Origin of the sequence: Anaerostipes amylophilus (genome assembly GCF_025567365.1) — a bacterium.
In the GTDB taxonomy this organism is placed as follows: Bacteria; Bacillota; Clostridia; order Lachnospirales; family Lachnospiraceae; genus Anaerostipes; species Anaerostipes amylophilus.
In genome coordinates this window covers 51866-70174 of record NZ_JAOQJG010000003.1, presented here as the reverse complement: position 1 = coordinate 70174, position 18309 = coordinate 51866, and the positions used below count along the sequence as shown (strand labels likewise).

The following is an 18309-nucleotide window of genomic DNA, read 5'->3' as shown; positions in this document are numbered from 1 at the left end:
GAATCCATTCATTCTGTTGGATTCGGGATTTGTTTTTATTTAATTTTTACGCTCTCAATATTCTTAATGATGATCGTGCTTCCACCACCTGATTCTTCAATGATCTCAACATTATCTTTCATATTATATTCTTCCATTGGAATCTTAATCTCAATCCCTGTATCTGTTTCTAGCATCTGATATTCAAGTCTCTTTACTGTATTTTCCTTTGCTACAGTAAATGTATCATACTGCATATCGTATCGTTCAATCTTCTCATCAAATTCCTGTTTCTTTCCTTGATGATTTCCAAAAAGTTTATCTCCGATCTCATTAACTTTAAACGCCTGATTCTCTGAAAATTCTTCTCTTAAACGGCTTTTCATATCCAGCCTTTTTGCAATACCATCTTCTGGATAATGATTGTTGATATCATTGATGACTTTATTTAAAATCTGAAATTTCTTTTTTGGTGCAAGATCTGCATAACATTGTAAAAAACGTTCTGACAGATAATTGATCTTATCTCCATTTAACATCTCATATTTCTTTTCTACCAATCGCACTTTATATTCTGACAGATCAATAATAACTGCTTCTGTAAGTTTTGCCGAATCTGTCGGCATAACTCTTTGTTTCACGATATCATTTGCCTGTACATCTTCTTCTTCCTGATGCACATATGTCACCTTATAATTCATTTTTAGCAATGCCAGATGAACTACACTTTGAACTTGAAATGTAACACAAAGTAAATCTCCTGCTGGGATTGTAACACTATCACACATGATGTCAAATAAATTTTCTCCAAGTATTCTCGTTGCCTCAATAAAACTCTCGTCATCGGTCTCATCCATGCTTTCTAACAGACTTAAAATTGGTGAAACACTGCCATCAAACTGACATCTTTTCGCATCATCACTTTCCATAATCTTAAAAATATGCCCTCTGACAAATTCCATAAGATCTGGTCCCATATCAAGAAGCTGGCTGGATAGCCCAAGGTAACCTGTATGACTATCTAATATATGTAAAATTCCTTTTCTGATGATAATATCGTCTTTCTGTATATGTTCCATCTTTATCTCCTTTTTGTTTTTATTCCTTGTATTTTATCATATCGACTCTTTTTAGGCAAAAGATAATCCTGGTTCGCAGAAAAAAATTTTATAACAAAAAAGTCATGGTTCCCTACACCATGACTTCTGCTAATATGAAAAATCCCCATGTATCCTCACTACATAAAACTGGCAACCCACTGTCAGTGATTCTTTCTGCGAACCCCTTCACAAAAACAAATCAGTGAGAAATGTAAAATTCCATATTCTCTATAGGATCCACTCATTGATATCTTACTCGTGGCAAAATGTTATCTTCAGGCTCCCTATTTCCTAAAAATAAAAAACCGTATATAGAATAATCTCATAATCTATAACGGTTGCCTCTATCAGGATAAAATATCCATATCACATTCCCTTAATGTTAAATGTGGCAACCGGCTGTCATAATCTCTAAAAAGACCTTAGACCCTTTGGCTTTGCGTCCCTGCCTTTCAACAGGTTTGCCCTATGAATAAATATGAACTTTTATTTACATATATAATATCATGATTCATAAATAATGTCAATCATCTTTTTCTTAGTTATTAATATTTATAATAGTTTTCTTTCCTTATACATATAAAAAGTCCGCGATAAAATTACCGCGGACTACTTAAGGATTAAATTCTCAAAAGTTGATTATTTAACAACTGCTCTTAATTTTTCTGTTAAAGCTGGTACGATCTTGTTTAAGTCTCCAACGATTCCGTAATCAGCTACATCAAAGATAGGAGCTGTCTCATCTTTGTTGATTGCAATGATGATATCAGATTCTTCCATACCTGCAACATGCTGGATTGCTCCAGAAATACCGATTGCGAAGTATACGTTAGGACGTACAGTTTTTCCTGTCTGTCCAACCTGAATATCTCTTGGCTGCCATCCGTTATCTACAACGGCACGAGAACAGCTTACTTCTCCTCCAAGAACATCTGCTAATTCTCTTAACATTCCGAATCCTTCTTCTCCAACTCCACGTCCACCAGATACTAAGATCTTAGCGTCCATGATATCTACTGTATCTGTAACAGATTTAACGATATCAACGATTTCAACGTATTTGTTGTCTGGAGTAAATCCAGGATTGTATTCGATAACTTCAGCTTTTGCTCCTTCAATAGGATCGATCTTCTGCATAACACCAGGACGAACTGTTGCCATCTGAGGTCTGTTGTCTGGGCAAGCGATTGTTGCGATTGTGTTTCCACCGAATGCTGGACGAGTCATTAATAACTGATTATGTTTCTGTTCTTTTCCTGGGATTGCTCTTAATGGGAAATCACCGATTTCAAGAACTGTACAGTCAGCTGTTAAACCTGTCTGAACACGTGCAGATACACGAGGTCCAAGGTCACGACCAATTGCTGTCGCACCAACTAACATAATTTCTGGTTTGTATTCATTGATTACAGATGCTAATGCATGTGTATATGGTTCTGTTCTGTATTCTTTTAATTCTGGATCGTCAACTACGATTACTTTATCAGCACCGTATTTTGCAAGATCATCTACTAATCCTTTAACGTCAGAACCTACAAGAACAGCAGTTACGTCTGTATCTAAGTCTTTTGCTAAGTCTTTTGCTTTTCCAAGTAATTCGAATGCGATTCCGCTTAATTCGTTATCTACCTGCTGTGCAAAGACGTATACGCCTCTATATTCTTCTAAACCCATTTTATTCACCACTTTTCCTTTTCACTAAATTACATGTTTTTCAGCTAATTTATCCATGATATAATCTACTGCTTCTTCTGGATCAAGTGTAACTTTTTCTCCAGCACCTTTTCTTACTTTGTCAGATGCTTTTGCGATCTTAGTTGGAGATCCAGCAAGACCAAGGTTAGAATCATCTACATCTTTAAGGTCTTTTCTTCCCCAAACAGTTACTTCTGCATCATATGCATCAAAGATTCCACCTGGAGTCATATATCTTGGCTCGTTTAATTCAGCTAATGCTGTAACTAAGCAAGGCATTTTAGCTTTTAAGATGTGGTATCTATCTTCATACTGACGCTGAACAACTACGCTGTCACCGTCAATTTTAATGTCTTCTGCATAAGAGATAACTGGAATATCAAGATGTTCAGAAATCTGTGGTCCAACCTGAGCTGTATCACCATCGATAGCCTGACGTCCTGTGATGATCAGGTCATAATCAAGATTTCTTAATGCTCCAGCTAATGTAGTAGAAGTTGCCCATGTGTCAGCTCCTCCTAATACTCTGTCAGTTACAAGGATACCTTTGTCAGCACCCATTGCCATAGCTTCACGAAGAACTTCGTCAGCTTTTGGAAGTCCCATTGTAAGAACTGTAACTTCAGCTCCATATTCATCTTTAATTCTAAGTGCTGCTTCTAATCCAGCTTTGTCATCTGGGTTCATGATAGTAAGCATAGCACCTCTGTCTAATGTACCATCTGGGTTGAATTTAACTCCACCTTTTGTATCTGGTACCTGTTTTACACAAACAACTATCTTCACGGTAAGTACCTCCCTATTTCAATAAGTTTCCAGAAATAACCATACGCTGAACTTCAGATGTTCCTTCGTAGATTTCTGTGATCTTAGCATCGCGCATCATACGTTCTACATCGTATTCTCTGATGTATCCGTAACCACCATGTAACTGAACAGCTTTTGTTGTTACTTCCATAGCAACTTCTGCTGCATATAATTTAGCCATAGCAGCTTCAACACTGTATACTTTCTGAGTAGCTTTAGCCATAGCAGCTTTGTATACTAACTGTTTTGCAGCTTCTACTTTTGTTGCCATATCAGCTAACTGGAACTGTGTATTCTGGAACTGTCCGATAGAACGTCCGAACTGTTTTCTTTCTTTTACATATTCGATTGTTCTTTCTAAAGCACCTTCTGCAAGTCCAAGAGCCTGAGAAGCGATACCAATACGTCCTCCATCAAGAGTATGCATTGCGATACCGAAACCTTTACCCTGTTTTCCTAACAGATTTTCTTTTGGAATACGGCAGTCTTCAAAAATTAATTCATATGTAGCTGATCCGCGGATACCCATTTTCTTTTCTTTTGTTCCGAATGTGAAACCTGGAGTTCCTTTTTCTACGATGAATGCAGAAATTTCTTTCATCTTTCTTCCGCGTTTTTCAACAACACCTGTTACTGCGATTACAATATAAACGTCTGCGTAGCTACCATTTGTAATGAAGCACTTAGATCCGTTTAATACCCATTCGTCTCCGTCTAATACAGCTTTTGTCTGCTGTCCCTGTGCATCTGTACCAGCACCTGGTTCTGTCAGACCAAAAGCTCCTAATTTCTTACCAGATGCTAAATCTGGGATATATTTTTTCTTCTGTTCTTCTGTACCAAAAGTCTGGATTGGATCGATACAAAGAGATGTATGTGCAGAAACGATAACACCTGTTGTACCACAAACTTTTGATAATTCTTCAACACACATAACGTATGTTAATGGATCGCATCCCTGTCCACCATATTCTTTAGGAACTGGAATACCTAAGAATCCTGCTTTAGCCATTTTTGCTACAGTTTCAACTGGAAACTGTTCATTTTCATCCACGTCCTGTGCAAGAGGCTTTACTTCTTTTTCAGCAAACTCTTTGAAAAGAGTTCTTGCCATTTCATGTTTCTTACTTAATGTGAAATCCATTCTTTATTCCTCCATCATGATTTCTATAAAGTTAACTTCTGCATCCGGAGTTCACCATCTCCGGATGCAAAAGAAAAGCTCTTTTTCTTACTTGCTGTAATCGTAGAATCCTTTACCAGTTTTACATCCTAATAATCCTCCACGAACCATCTTTCTTAATAATGGATGTGGACGATATTTTGTATCACCGAATTCATTGTAAAGTACTTCCATGATTGCAAGGCAAACGTCTAATCCAATTAAATCACCTAAAGCTAAAGGTCCCATTGGATGGTTTGCTCCTAATTTCATAGCTGTATCAATACCTTCTACAGAAGCTACTCCATCAGCATAAATTCCGATTGCTTCGTTGATCATAGGAATTAAGATTCTGTTAACTACGAATCCAGCACCTTCTTCAACCTGTACAGGTGTTTTACCGATTTCTTCAGCGATTGCTTTGATCTTATCAACAACTTCTTTTGGTGTGTTGATACCAGCGATAACTTCAACCAGTTTCATAACAGGAGCTGGGTTAAAGAAATGCATACCGATCATTGGACGATCAAGTCCTGCACCAATTTCTGTGATTGATAAAGAAGATGTATTTGTAGCAAAGATAGCATCTGCTTTACAGATATCCTGTAATTCTTTGAATGTCTGTTTTTTGATTTCCATGTTTTCAATAGCTGCTTCTACGATTAAATCGCAGTCTGTACAGATATCTTTTACACCTGTTGTGATCTTTGCTAAGATAGCATCTACAGTTGCCTGTTCCATTTTTCCTCTTGCAACACGTTTTTCTAAACCTTTTGCGATTTTAGCTTTTCCGTTTGCTGCAAATTCTTCATTAATATCACATAAGCATACTTCATATCCTTCTGTCTGTGCAAATGCCTGTGCGATTCCGCTACCCATTGTTCCAGCGCCGATTACTCCAACTTTCATTATAATTCCTCCTGTAAAATTATTTTATTATGTGTTTTTCCAGTCTGCAGAAAATACCGCAGACTGAAAATATATTAAATTTCATTATTATTTGTTCTGGAAAGGAACAACTTTTAATTTCTTAGATTTATCTTTCTCTAAAAAGTTACCCATTCCTGCTTTCTGGTCTTCTGTTTCAAAACAGCTTCCAAAAGCTTTTTCTTCAACAACGATTGCCTGATCCATATCTACCTGAAGGCCTTCGTTGATTGCTTTCTTACATGCACGTACTGCGATTGGTGCATTAGATGCGATCTTGTTAGCTAATTTCTTAGCTGCTGCTAATAATTCCTCCTGTGGATATACTGCATTCACAAGTCCGATTCTGTAAGCTTCTTCAGCTTTGATGTTAAATGCTGTATAGATCATTTCTTTGGCTTTTCCAACTCCGACGATACGAGCAAGTCTCTGTGTACCACCGAATCCTGGTGTGATTCCAAGACCAACTTCAGGCTGTCCAAAGATTGCGTTTTCAGAACAGATTCTGATATCACAACTCATGGAAATCTCACATCCACCACCTAAAGCGAATCCATTGACTGCTGCGATAACTGGAATAGGGAATGTTTCGATCTTGCGGAATACATCGTTTCCTGTCTTACCGAAAGCTTCTCCTTCTGCTTTTGTTAATGTACTCATCTCTCCGATGTCAGCACCGGCAACGAAAGATTTATCTCCAGCACCTGTTAATACAACGGCTCTTGTTGCATCTAAGTCAATTGCATCAAAAGTTGCTTCGATCTCTTTTAATACTTCACTGTTTAATGCGTTTAATGCTTTTGGACGATTGATTGTTACAACACCTACAAAACCATCCTGCTCATATGTAACGAATTCCATTCTAAGAATTCTCCTTTCCTAATTATCTATAATTAATTAGTCTCTTTCAACGATAGTTGTGCAACCCATTCCACCACCGATGCAAAGTGTTGCAAGACCTTTCTTAGCGTCTCTCTTCTGCATTTCATGAAGCAGTGTAACGAAGATACGGCATCCTGAAGCTCCTACTGGATGTCCAAGAGCGATTGCTCCACCGTTTACGTTTACTTTGCTCATATCGAATTTCAGATCTCTTGCTACTGCTACAGACTGTGCTGCGAAAGCTTCGTTTGCTTCGATTAAGTCCATATCGTCAATTGTTAAGTTTGCTTTTGCTAAAGCTTTCTTTGTAGAAGCTACTGGTCCAACACCCATGATAGATGGATCTACACCACCAAGAGCTCCTGTTACATATGTAGCCATTGGTGTAACACCTAATTCTTTAGCTTTTTCTTCGCTCATTACTACGACTGCTGCTGCACCATCGTTGATTCCTGATGCGTTACCAGCTGTAACCATTCCACCTTCTTTTCCTGAACAGCATCTTAATCCTGCTAAAGATTCAGCTGTTGTTCCAGGTCTTGGTCCTTCGTCTGTATCTACGATAACTGTTTTCTTTCTCTGTTTTACTTCTACAGGAACGATCTCATCTTTGAATCTTCCTGATTCCTGAGCTGCGACTGCTTTCTGCTGAGAAGCTGCTGCAAACTCATCTAATTCTTCACGAGTTAATCCCCACTGTTCTGCTACGTTTTCAGCTGTGATCATCATGTGATAGTGATTGAATGCATCTGTTAATGCATCGTTAACCATTGTATCTACCAGTGTTCCGTTGTTCATACGATATCCGAAACGTGCTTTTGGTAATGCAAATGGAGCCATTGACATGCTTTCCATACCACCGGCAACAACGATATCAGCATCTCCTGCCTGAATCATCTGTGCTGCCATGTTTACACAGTTTAATCCTGATCCACATACTACGTTAACTGTAACTGCTGGTGTTTCAATTGGAAGTCCTGCGTTTAAGGAAGCCTGACGAGCAACGTTCTGTCCTAATCCTGCCTGGATAACGCATCCCATGTATACATGGTCTACCTGATCAGCTGGAACTCCTGCTCTCTTTAATGCTTCTTTGATTACGATTGATCCCATGTCTACTGCTGGTACTGTGCTGAGTACTCCACCCATTTTACCAATCGCTGTACGGCATGCTCCTGCGATAACTACTTTCTTTGCCATATCAATTTTCCTCCATATTCTTGATTATTATACTTTGGCGATCTTCTCTCTCGCCGATATGTTAATACTATCACAATCTTTTCTCATTTTCAATTGCTATTTTTTAAAAAGATTTTCAATAAATTGTGCAAAGTGCCAAAAACCGCATAAATACGTATTTTTTTGATGTATACAATACCCTTGTCGGATTGTATTTTTTTTAACACAATCCGACATAACTTATGACACTTTCTCACCGAATTGATAACTTTCTTGTATTTTCTATGAAATAATCCTGATTTTTTCGTGAAAAAAATAACAATTTTTACAATATAAATATATTTATACTCTTTATAAATTGATTTTTTGTTAAATTTACTTCACTTTCAACATGTCTAACTTAACACATCCCTGTATTTTTTCATTGAAAGAAAAAACTTTTTATTCCTATGAAAAATCCCCATATTTTTTAAAAACTTATTTCTGTACACGCAAAAAAGAGAGCTTGGTGTGTGCGTTAAAACGCCAAACTCTCTTTTCTCTTCTATATTATTGTCTTCTGATCATTAACGATCCTGCATGCTGATACAATCGATCGCTACCGGACCACCTCTGACTACTTCAATATTTGTATAACGTTCTTTAAACACCTTTAAAATAGAATCATTCTTTGTCTCTGTACGAATTGCTTCTATTAATAAGCTGTCTTTTCCCATATCCTTGATCAGGAAACGGAACACTTCTGCCATCTGGAAGATCTCTGCCATCTGCTTCTCTGTAAGACTTTTCACTTTGATAAACATGATTTCCTTTGTTCGGATCGATGTATCTGTATAGTCAATAACTTTAATAACTTCCACGCTTCGATTTAACTGTTTCTTGACCTGTTCAAATGTCTTTTCATCTGCATCAATACAGATCGTCATACGAGACATTGTTGGATCTTCTGTTTCTCCAACTGTAAGACTGTGTATATTGTAGGCTTTTCCAGAGAATAGTCCGGAAATTCTTGCAAGAACACCAACACGGTTTTCTACGAACAAGGAAAGCCATCTTCTTTCCATCTGATTATCCATTTTCATTCCTCCTATTCTTCTCCACGTTCCATGATCAGATCTGTGATAGATCCATTTGGTTTCACCATTGGCATAACAAGTTCTTCATTCTCAATGATAAATTCAATGATCGTTGGCCCATCTGTTTTCGCTTTTGCTTTCTCAAATGCTGGGATAATTTCTTCTTTCTTAAAGACTCTGATCCCCTGTGCTCCATAACTTTCAGCAAGTTTTACAAAATCTGGTGTATATGGCGGACATTTTGAAAAATCTCCATCACAATGATGTTCACAACTCTTTCTTCTTCTTAAACATGTACCTGCATATGCTTTATCATAGAAGAGATCCTGCCACTGTCTCACCATTCCAAGATACCCATTATTTAAAATACAGATTGTAATAGGAAGTTCCTGAATCACAGCTGTCGCGATCTCCTGGGAATTCATCTGAAATCCACCATCTCCAGATACACAAACAACTTCTCTTCCTGGATTACCAATTGCTGCACCAATTGCTGCTGGAAGACCATAACCCATCGTTCCGAGTCCACCAGATGTCAGCATCTGTCGTCTTCCATATAGTTGTAAGAACTGTGTCGTCCACATCTGATTCTGTCCAACGTCTGTTGTAACAATTGGTTCATCAAAGTACTCATTGATCGCATCAATGACCTGTTTTGGAACTAATTTTTCTTTTTCTTCCATTACTAATGGCTTTTGTTCATGCCATTCATTCATTCTTGACAGCCATTCATCTACTTTACATGGTTCTTCATTTTCTGCAATAGACAACATTAATGCGATGGCTTCTTTTGCATCTCCTACCAATGGCACATCAACTGTAACGTTCTTAGAGATCGCCGCTGTATCAATATCAATATGAATGATCTTGGCATCCGATGCAAATGTTCCAAGTTTTCCTGTAATTCGGTCATTAAATCTTGTTCCAATGGAAATCAACAGGTCACAACCATTTACTGCCTGATTTGCAGCATAATTTCCATGCATACCAATATTTCCATAATATAATTCATGATTTGTTGGTACGATTCCTCGTCCCATGATCGTTGTAACAACTGGAACCTTTAATGTTTCCATTAATTTGCACATCTCTTCTTGTGCCCCTGCGATCTTCGCACCTCCACCAATTAAGAATAATGGACGTTTCGCATCATAGATCATATTCATTGCACGAAGAATCTGTCCATGGTGTGGTTTCGTGTTTGGTTTATATCCACGGATATTGACTTCCTCTGGATATTCATCACTTCCTAATTCTGCCATCACATCTTTTGGAAGATCTAATAAGACTGGTCCCGGTTTCCCTGTTCTTGCAATATAAAATGCCTCTTTGATCAGGCGATTCAAATCCTCTCTTTTACGGACAACTATAACAAATTTCGCGATATTTCTTGTAACTCCGACAATATCGATCTCCTGAAATGTATCATTACCGATCAGATTTGTGGCAACCTGTCCTGTAAAACACACCAATGGCACACTGTCATAATTCGCTGTTGCTATTCCTGTAACAAGGTTTGTGGCACCTGGTCCACTTGTTGCCAGACAGACACCAACTTTTCCTGTAGCTCTTGCATATCCATCTGCCGCATGGATCAACCCCTGCTCATGTCTTGGAAGAATCAGTTCTACTTGATCCTGCTTATAGATTTCATCAAAAATATCAATGACACACGCACCCGGGTATCCAAAGATCTTCTCTACGCCTTCTTCCTGTAATGCCTTTACCAGAAATTCATTTCCTGTCATTTTGCCCATACTATATCTCCTCCATCTCTTCTTCCAGATTAGTCTCATCTAGTGTATATTTCACTTCTTCCTGAGCCTGTATTTTAAAATCTTCCACCTGTTCTTCTCCAACAACTGGAAGATCATCTGTTGATTTTACTCCAAAACATCTCAAAAATTCTTCTGTCGTACGAAACAAGATCGGACGCCCGATCGCATCCAGCCGTCCAGCCTCTTTGATCAGCCGGTATTCTAACAGCTTGTTGATCGGATGATCGCATTTCACACCTCGGATCGCTTCAATCTCTTGTTTCGTTACTGGCTGCTTATAAGCAATGATCGATAAAGTCTCAAGCATTACATCCGTAAGCCTTGGTTTCTTTGGATGATTCACAATTCTTATCAATGATCCATAATATTCTGTTTTGGTACAAAGCTGATAAGCATCATCCAGTTCCAATAACCGGATTCCTCTCTCTTCTTTGTCATATTCTGTCTGTAACAGTTTGATCAACTCATCAAACTGTTCATCATCTATCTCAAGTGCCTCCATCAGCTGCCGCCTTGTCACACTTGTTCCCATCGAAAATAAAATTCCTTCGATCGCTGCAAGTTTATTCTTCATAAATTCATTACTCCAGTGCCCGTATGAAAATATCATCTTCGATATTTTCCTGTTGAACGTAAATCTTTCCTGTCTTCATCAATTCAAGAACCGCCAGAAATGTGACGATCACTGCTTCTTTTGTCTCCTGTTCGTTTAGAAGGTCATAAAAGTTCACTTCTTTATATTGTATAATATAATTATACACTTCCGTGATCTTATCTTCTAATTTGATCTCTTCCTGCTTGATCTCCCCAAATTCGCTTCGGATCGGATCTAACTTATCCTGTCGTTTTCTCATCACAAACTGAAAAACTTCAGAAATCCTCTGTAAAGTTACCTCTGATAACATCTGCACAGGATCGATCTCTTCTCTGTATGCAAGTACTTGCGGTGGAATATCTGGTGATCTAAAAAAACTCTTCTCTGCCGTCATCTCTCGTTCTTTCAACTGTAAAGAGGCATATTTATAAATCTTATATTCAATCAGTCTTCTTACAAGTTCTTCTCTCGGATCTCCTTCTTCTTCCTCTTCTTCCTTCACTGGAAGCAACATCTTCGCCTTGATCTTTAATAATGTGGCTGCCATAACGAGAAAGTCACTCATCACATCAAGATCTTCCTCTTCCATAGAGCGGATATAATCAAGATACTGGCTTGTGATCTCAGAGATTGGAATATCATAAATATCCACTTTATTCTTCTCGATCAGATGCAACAGAAGATCTAATGGTCCTTCAAATGCATTTACCTTAATATCTATTCCCATAAATCAGTCTCTCTTCTTTAATTCAATGCATGAAATCTCTGGTTTATTAAACAATCTTAATTTGATGGAATGGTTTCCAAGTCCACGGCTTAAGATCATCGTTGTCTTTCCCTCATGAAACTCTCCTGCATCGTATTTTGGAAAAATCTGAAATTGCGGTGAGATCACACCTCCAAATTTCGGAATTCTTACCATTCCTCCATGGAAATGACCAGCTAAGACAAGATCACTGCCCCAATCTGCATATGTTTTTAAATAGTTTGGGTTATGTGCTAATAAAATATGAAAAATGTTTCCTGGAGAACTTCCTACCACAGATTCCATATGAGAAAGCGGCATGCGCGGTACATGAAATCTCTGATAATATTTCTTCTCAAGATCAAACGCAGTTAAAGAAATAAATCCAGTCTCTGACTGAATTACGATCGTTTCATTCGAAATGTGATGTATGTTATACTCTTTCAGACTATGAACATAATCTTTATAACGCACACCAAAGATTTCTTCATTCCTTGCAAGTTTCAGTTCGTGGTTTCCATCCGCATAATAGATCGGATACTTTGCAGATAACTCTTTCATCAGTGCAAGCGGCACTTCCTCATTCGAAGATTCGCGGCTTATTACCATATCTCCTCCAACCAGGATCATATCCGGTCTGCATTCATCAATTCGTTCGATCAATTCCTGATTATTCTCTCCAAACTGTGCACAATGCAGATCTGTTAAAAACACGATCCGATATCCATCAAATGCTTCTGGAATCTTTTCTGACTCTATTTCGTAATATTCAACTGTCAATCTCTTATTTTCATAACTGCTTAAAAGCACTGCCACGGCAATCCCCACAACCAACAGCACTGCTATGATCCATATCCATAAAGGAATCATAAACACTCCTTCTCTCTGTTTCCCAATCCATCTTCTGATTCGTAAATGTCTTTTTCCTATTTTACTAGATATAGCAAAAAAAAACAACCCATAGCACAACATCTTTAGGAATATTGTACAAAAAAAGAGAATGCCCAGATTCTGACATCCTCTTTTTCTCATTATAATATTACTGTCTGGAAAGCAGCCTTATTTTACGATTGCGATCGTGCTTCCGATATCAAGTGCTGGAAGCTCGGCCTTTTCCATGCAGATAGTTCCTGGAAGACACTCAGCGTCTTCTCCACCGAAGTTATATGTAACATGTCCTAAATTCTTCAGATTCTCGTTGGCAACTTCTCCAACTTTTACAATCTTGAATTCTTTACCGTCAATTACAAGTTTACATCCAGGAGTTACTTCTCCATCTACTGGATTTACATCGATGGAATAGCAGAAATCTTTCAGAGTATCTGGTGCGTTATCACCAAATGTAACGAAGATCCCTTCTTCTCTAAATGCGTCTACCATAGCTCCTTTTCCTTTAATCGTTACCTGATACATAATACTACTTTCCTTTCTCACTAATAATTATTTTTATTTTGCTGCATATAATCCAAAGCTTGCTAAGTAACCAACGATAACTCGAGGTACACCAGTGATAAATCTTGAGTACAGTACAGCTGGTACACCAACTTCTACTGTTTCAGGATCTGCTTCTGCAAGTCCAAGTCCTACTGGAACGAAGTCACAAGCACACTGTGTATTGATTGCAAATAATGCTGGAAGTGCAAGGCTTGGTTCAATGTTTCCTTTACCAATTTCTACACCGATCAATGTTCCGACGATCTGAGCAATTACAGCTCCAGGTCCAAGCAGACAGCTTAAGAATGGAATAGAACAAATAAATCCTAAGATTACAAGTCCAATGATATTTCCACATAATGGCTGTAATAATTTAGCAAACCAGTTACCGAATCCAGATCCCTGAATGATACCGATCAGCAATGATACGAATCCCATGAATGGAATGATCGTATGAAGTACTGTGTTTGTAGATTCTTTCGCTGCACTATTGAAAGTAGCAACGACTTTACCAGCTCCCATACCAATTTTCTGGATAAAGCTTGATTTTGATGAGCTTCCCATTGTTTCAGATACTTTCTTATCTGCGCTGTATTTGAAGTCTTTTTCTTCTTTTGCAGGTGCTGCTTCTGAAATAGGTGCTGCAGATCCATCTGCCAATGCAATGTTATCATTTTTAACACCAGATACATAAATATCTTCTGTAATATATTTTGCCATTGGTCCAGATTTTCCAACTGGGTTGATATTGATCGTTGGAATTCTCTTCTGTGGATAAATTCCACAACGAAGTGTTCCACCACAGTCAATGATCACAAGGAAGATCTCTTCTTCTGGAACAGATGTCTTAAATCCGTTAACTGGGCGGCATCCTGTTAATTCTACGATTTTAGGTAAGATATCAGGTTCTGCTCCACCACCTGTGATATATAATAATACATCTTTTCCTTCTTTAGGTTCTACTGTTAATGGACCACCAAATCCACCGCTTCCCTGTGTGATCGTAATCGCTCTATATTCTGACATAGTTTTTCCTCCTAATTATACTCGTAAATCCATCTTATTTCAATTCGTTACTTAATTCGATTCCCTGCTGTTTCATAACCATCTTTGTTGTAAAGTCTGTTACCCATCCTGAGAAGAAGTTCATAACAAGACCAACTAACATATAACGAAGACCTAATTCTGTCATATCAAATCCAGCTTTCTGAACACCCTGTGCAATTCCAAGGTAGATAAAGATTTCACCTGGGTTAATATGAGAGAAAATTCCACTGTTTGTATGGCAATGATAAGAAGCTGATGCATAATAGCTTGGTTTCATTCTTTCTGGAAGGAATTTACCCATTGATAATGCCATTGGGTTTCCTAACATAAATGCTGAAATAAATGGTAATACTCCATATGCAAGGATTACGTTTCCTGAACATACTTTAGCAAATTTATTAACTCTTTCCTGTCCAATCAGGGCGATGATCGTATTCATTAAGATTAACAGTAATAATACCTTTGGTACGATTCCTGACACCCAGCTTACAAATGTTTCTGCACCTGTATCAAACAATCCCATGAATCCTGATGCACCTTTAATAATGATATTCATATAATTCTCCTTTCATTTCAGGCTTTTTTCTTATTGACACCGTAAATCTTGTCTCCAATTCTTGTAAACAGACTCGGCTTTTCTAAGACTTCGCCTCCACTCATAATCGTGTTGTAATTTGAGGAAGCATTAAGCACTGCTCTTCTTAAGGATACACCGATCGTTGCACAATCATCTTTTTTAATCGTTCCAACATCAATTCCATTAAAGAAATCCCAGTTTTTAAATCGTGCAAGCATTGTAAATCCTCTCATAAAGCAACCATCTATGATCACTCCATCCTGATCGATCGCAAACATAACGATCGCACCTGCATGAAAACCGCCTTTTGCCTTTCCTATGGCAACCCGGCCTTTTTTTCGAAGTTTTGTATAAAATTTATTAAAACTTTTCATCTGCACCATCTGAAATAAAAACTGCAGACAAAATGCTGCAAGCATCGCCACAGCTATGACCATAAATGACATCGTCTTCCTCCTTTTCGTTTACTCAAATATATTATTTTCTTCTGCAATATAGAGAAGAAATTCTCTGTAGCTTTCCATTTTCTGGATCTTAGGAATGACATCCGGTTTCTTGCCGATCGACAAAATATCATCATACAATCTGACAAGTACTGTGTCATCTTCCATTGATTCAGGGATTCCCAGTAAAATAATGATCCGGATATTTCCGTATTTATCATCTTTTAACATATCTGGAAATACACCCATTGCCAATGTTAATTTTGGCAGCATATTCTTTGTATGTGGAAACGCAATATTCTGGTCAAGAACCATTGTTGAATATTTTTCACGTTCTCTCACTCTCTGGGCAAATCCTGCATCAAGTTCTCCCTGATTGGTAAGTGCCCTTGCCATCCGATCAACATTCTCATCATATGAACTTTCTTGATCCAGAACAAAAAATCTCGTTTCATCTAATAAGTTCATAAACAAAGAATCTATTCCCTTTCGGATCGTTCGTCCTGCTTCAGAAAGATATCTCATATTTTCAAATTTACGTTGAATATATTCTCTATCGAATACTTCATCCATAAAAACAATCGGGGTTTTCGTATCCATATGTAATTCTGTCGTCGTAACAATATAATCAAAATCATCTTTGCGATTTTCATCGAAGATACCATAGAAAAATTCAAATTCCGGTTCTACATCAAAGACTTTCTTTAACTGATTCTCGATCAGACGTCCGATGATCTTTCCAGATCCGCAAACGATCGCGATCTTGCATCGTTTCTCTTCTGGTTCCTGCTCTAATAAAAACACTCCAAAATAAGCAGCCAGAAATCCCATCTCATCTTCTGTCATTTCGATTCCTATGCGTTCTTCCAAAACACCTTTTGCAATCTCCGCCATCTTATAGGCTACACTGTATTTGTTCTTGAAATTATCAACCATCGGATTATAAATATGGAAGCCATATTTTAGCCGGTTGATCATAAAAAATACGTGATAGACAAAATCATCAAATAATTCATTTGCTACAACTGTTACATTAAGTTCTGCTTTGATCCGATCTAAAATTTCAATGATAAGATCTGCAACACCTTCCGAAATACTGATCTTTTGCTCGATCTCTGCTGTATTTGCCGGTGTTCTCATTCCTGCTACAGATATGCTTAAAAACAATCGCTCTTCTTTGGATATCTTATATCCTTTGACCTGTTCAATTTCATTAAGGAACTCATCCACGATCATATATGCTGAACTTTCGTATAGTTCTTCATATTTCGGCTTCAGCTTTTTGATCGTATGACCGCTTTCCATTCTCTGGATCATCACAACAAAAAATCTGTAAAAGAAACCAAACCCTAGGGCATCCATCGATAATCTTTCCTGAAAATCATATAGTTTTTCACGAATTGTCTGTCCAAGTGGGAAATTTAAATACAGTTGTTCATAAATATTTTCTAAGATAAATAGGCGAATGTTAAACTCATCACCACAAAGAGCCAGTCCTGTATTTGCTTTTCCTTTGATCTTCAGGTCGTATTTCTCGATTGCCTTTCTTAATCGGTTCAGATCACCGATCGTTGTTGTTCTGGCAACTTTCATCTCCTCAGAAAGATCATCGGTAAGATACGGTTCCTCGGCATGCATCAGCTGCCAGAACATATATGCCATTCTTGTATGACTTGAATTAAAAAGGTCTTCCTGCTTGTAAATCTTATTGCGGATTTCTGTAAAACCTTTCGGTGCAAACACGATCAGTTTACATGTTCCTTTGTTATTGCTGATACATGCGTATCCTCCAAGCAGGCAATTCAATTCCTTAATGTCATTGCGGATCGTTTTTTGCGACACATCAAGCTTTGCCGCGAGGCTTTCTACACTGCAAACAGATTGCATTTCGATATTCTTTAAAATAACTGCGATTCTGTTTTCATTGTTAAAAAGCTGTTTCATATTGATCCTCTTTTCTATTGATACAGGTTAATTGTTTTTAACCTCTTGTTTTTCCTCCTGCTACATTCACTGTAACTCCATGAACATAAGAAGCTCTCTGACTTGCAAGATATACACACAGATCTGCAACTTCTGATAATTTACCAGATCTTCCTAGTGGAATTGTAGATGTTTTAGAATATCCAGCTCTTAAGTCATCTACTGTGATTCCTCTTGTATATGCTAATGCTGATTCATAAGCAATTGTACGAAGTCCTGTAGCTTCCATGATTCCAGGTGCTACTCCGACAACTCTGACTCCCTGTTTTCCAAGTTCTTTTGCCCAAGATCTTGTTAAAGAGTTTACAGCGTTCTTTGTTGCTGCGTAAACGCTCTGTCCTTCAGATCCTTCCAGACCACTTTCAGAAGACATGTTAATGATAACTCCTTCACCTTTTTCAACAAGCACACGTCCAACGGCCTGCGCACAGAAGAATACACCTTTTAAGTTTACGTTACAAACTTTATCCCATACTGCTTCATCTAATTCATACTGTCCTTTTGGATCTTTTGGATCTACTAACAAACGAGGAATGTTAATTCCGGCATTGTTTACTAATACGTCGATCGTTCCGAATGTTTCTTTGGTTTTTTCTACCATTGCTTCAACATCTGCTACTTTTGTAACATCTGTTTTCACATACAGTAATTTTCCTGCTGCTTCGTCCATCTCTGGTGCTTCAGATGCCATATCAGAAATGACTACGTTAGATCCTGCATTTAAGAATCCCTGTGCAACTGCTTTTCCGATTCCAGATGCTCCACCAGTTACGATGACTGTTTTTCCTTCAAGATTTAACCAAGATTCGCTCATTATAATCCTCCTTTGAATCTGTGTTTCTTTGCTTCATGAGTTCATTATATAGAGCGTCAAGAAAAAATTTAATTCTTTCATTTTCC

The 18309-nt window shown here is 37.8% G+C and carries 18 protein-coding genes and 1 riboswitch; all 18 genes read right to left on the bottom strand.

The window, feature by feature from the left end; all coding sequences use genetic code 11:
- Positions 1–35: 35 nt before the first annotated feature.
- Positions 36–1058, bottom strand: a complete 1023-nt coding sequence (locus OCV53_RS04795; RefSeq protein WP_055196834.1) for a nucleoid-associated protein — start codon at positions 1056–1058, stop codon at positions 36–38.
- A 408-nt stretch (positions 1059–1466) separates the two neighbouring features.
- A riboswitch (cyclic di-GMP riboswitch) is annotated at positions 1467–1555 on the bottom strand.
- Positions 1556–1718: 163 nt separating this feature from the next.
- Positions 1719–2753 carry an electron transfer flavoprotein subunit alpha/FixB family protein gene (locus OCV53_RS04790; RefSeq protein WP_055196832.1) on the bottom strand — a complete coding sequence of 345 codons (1035 nt, stop codon included), beginning with the start codon at positions 2751–2753 and terminating at the stop codon, positions 1719–1721.
- Between the two features lie 24 nt (positions 2754–2777).
- Positions 2778–3560 carry an electron transfer flavoprotein subunit beta/FixA family protein gene (locus tag OCV53_RS04785; RefSeq protein ID WP_009263922.1) on the bottom strand — a complete coding sequence of 261 codons (783 nt, stop codon included), beginning with the start codon at positions 3558–3560 and terminating at the stop codon, positions 2778–2780.
- A gap of 13 nt (positions 3561–3573) precedes the next feature.
- Positions 3574–4725 carry an acyl-CoA dehydrogenase gene (locus OCV53_RS04780; RefSeq protein WP_008392576.1) on the bottom strand — a complete coding sequence of 384 codons (1152 nt, stop codon included), beginning with the start codon at positions 4723–4725 and terminating at the stop codon, positions 3574–3576.
- An 87-nt stretch (positions 4726–4812) separates the two neighbouring features.
- Complete coding sequence (locus tag OCV53_RS04775; RefSeq protein ID WP_055196830.1) at positions 4813–5652, bottom strand: 3-hydroxybutyryl-CoA dehydrogenase; 840 nt, start codon at positions 5650–5652, stop codon at positions 4813–4815.
- An 87-nt stretch (positions 5653–5739) separates the two neighbouring features.
- Positions 5740–6531, bottom strand: a complete 792-nt coding sequence (locus tag OCV53_RS04770) for an enoyl-CoA hydratase-related protein (RefSeq protein WP_009263924.1) — start codon at positions 6529–6531, stop codon at positions 5740–5742.
- Positions 6532–6567: 36 nt separating this feature from the next.
- Positions 6568–7752: an acetyl-CoA C-acetyltransferase gene (locus OCV53_RS04765; RefSeq protein ID WP_055196828.1), complete on the bottom strand. Its 1185-nt coding sequence runs from the start codon at positions 7750–7752 to the stop codon at positions 6568–6570.
- Positions 7753–8297: 545 nt separating this feature from the next.
- Positions 8298–8807 (bottom strand): acetolactate synthase small subunit, encoded by a 510-nt coding sequence (gene ilvN, locus OCV53_RS04760; RefSeq protein ID WP_055196826.1) that lies wholly within the window; start codon positions 8805–8807, stop codon positions 8298–8300.
- Between the two features lie 11 nt (positions 8808–8818).
- A complete protein-coding gene (gene ilvB / locus OCV53_RS04755; RefSeq protein ID WP_055196824.1) occupies positions 8819–10564 on the bottom strand; it encodes a biosynthetic-type acetolactate synthase large subunit in 1746 nt (581 codons plus the stop codon).
- 1 nt (position 10565) lies between these two features.
- Positions 10566–11159, bottom strand: a complete 594-nt coding sequence (gene scpB, locus OCV53_RS04750) for an SMC-Scp complex subunit ScpB (RefSeq protein WP_055196822.1) — start codon at positions 11157–11159, stop codon at positions 10566–10568.
- Between the two features lie 7 nt (positions 11160–11166).
- Complete coding sequence (locus OCV53_RS04745) at positions 11167–11907, bottom strand: segregation and condensation protein A (protein WP_055196820.1); 741 nt, start codon at positions 11905–11907, stop codon at positions 11167–11169.
- A 3-nt stretch (positions 11908–11910) separates the two neighbouring features.
- Positions 11911–12795 (bottom strand): metallophosphoesterase, encoded by an 885-nt coding sequence (locus OCV53_RS04740; RefSeq protein WP_070097218.1) that lies wholly within the window; start codon positions 12793–12795, stop codon positions 11911–11913.
- Positions 12796–12984: 189 nt separating this feature from the next.
- A complete protein-coding gene (locus tag OCV53_RS04735; protein WP_008392588.1) occupies positions 12985–13338 on the bottom strand; it encodes a PTS glucitol/sorbitol transporter subunit IIA in 354 nt (117 codons plus the stop codon).
- Between the two features lie 33 nt (positions 13339–13371).
- Complete coding sequence (srlE, locus tag OCV53_RS04730) at positions 13372–14385, bottom strand: PTS glucitol/sorbitol transporter subunit IIB (protein WP_008392589.1); 1014 nt, start codon at positions 14383–14385, stop codon at positions 13372–13374.
- Positions 14386–14419: 34 nt separating this feature from the next.
- Complete coding sequence (srlA, locus tag OCV53_RS04725; protein ID WP_055196817.1) at positions 14420–14962, bottom strand: PTS glucitol/sorbitol transporter subunit IIC; 543 nt, start codon at positions 14960–14962, stop codon at positions 14420–14422.
- A gap of 17 nt (positions 14963–14979) precedes the next feature.
- Positions 14980–15429, bottom strand: coding sequence for a transcriptional regulator GutM (locus tag OCV53_RS04720; RefSeq protein WP_015530380.1), 450 nt, complete (start codon positions 15427–15429; stop codon positions 14980–14982).
- 18 nt (positions 15430–15447) lie between these two features.
- Positions 15448–17370 (bottom strand): BglG family transcription antiterminator, encoded by a 1923-nt coding sequence (locus OCV53_RS04715; RefSeq protein ID WP_055196815.1) that lies wholly within the window; start codon positions 17368–17370, stop codon positions 15448–15450.
- A 37-nt stretch (positions 17371–17407) separates the two neighbouring features.
- Positions 17408–18223, bottom strand: a complete 816-nt coding sequence (locus tag OCV53_RS04710) for an SDR family oxidoreductase (RefSeq protein ID WP_055196814.1) — start codon at positions 18221–18223, stop codon at positions 17408–17410.
- Positions 18224–18309 lie beyond the last annotated feature (86 nt).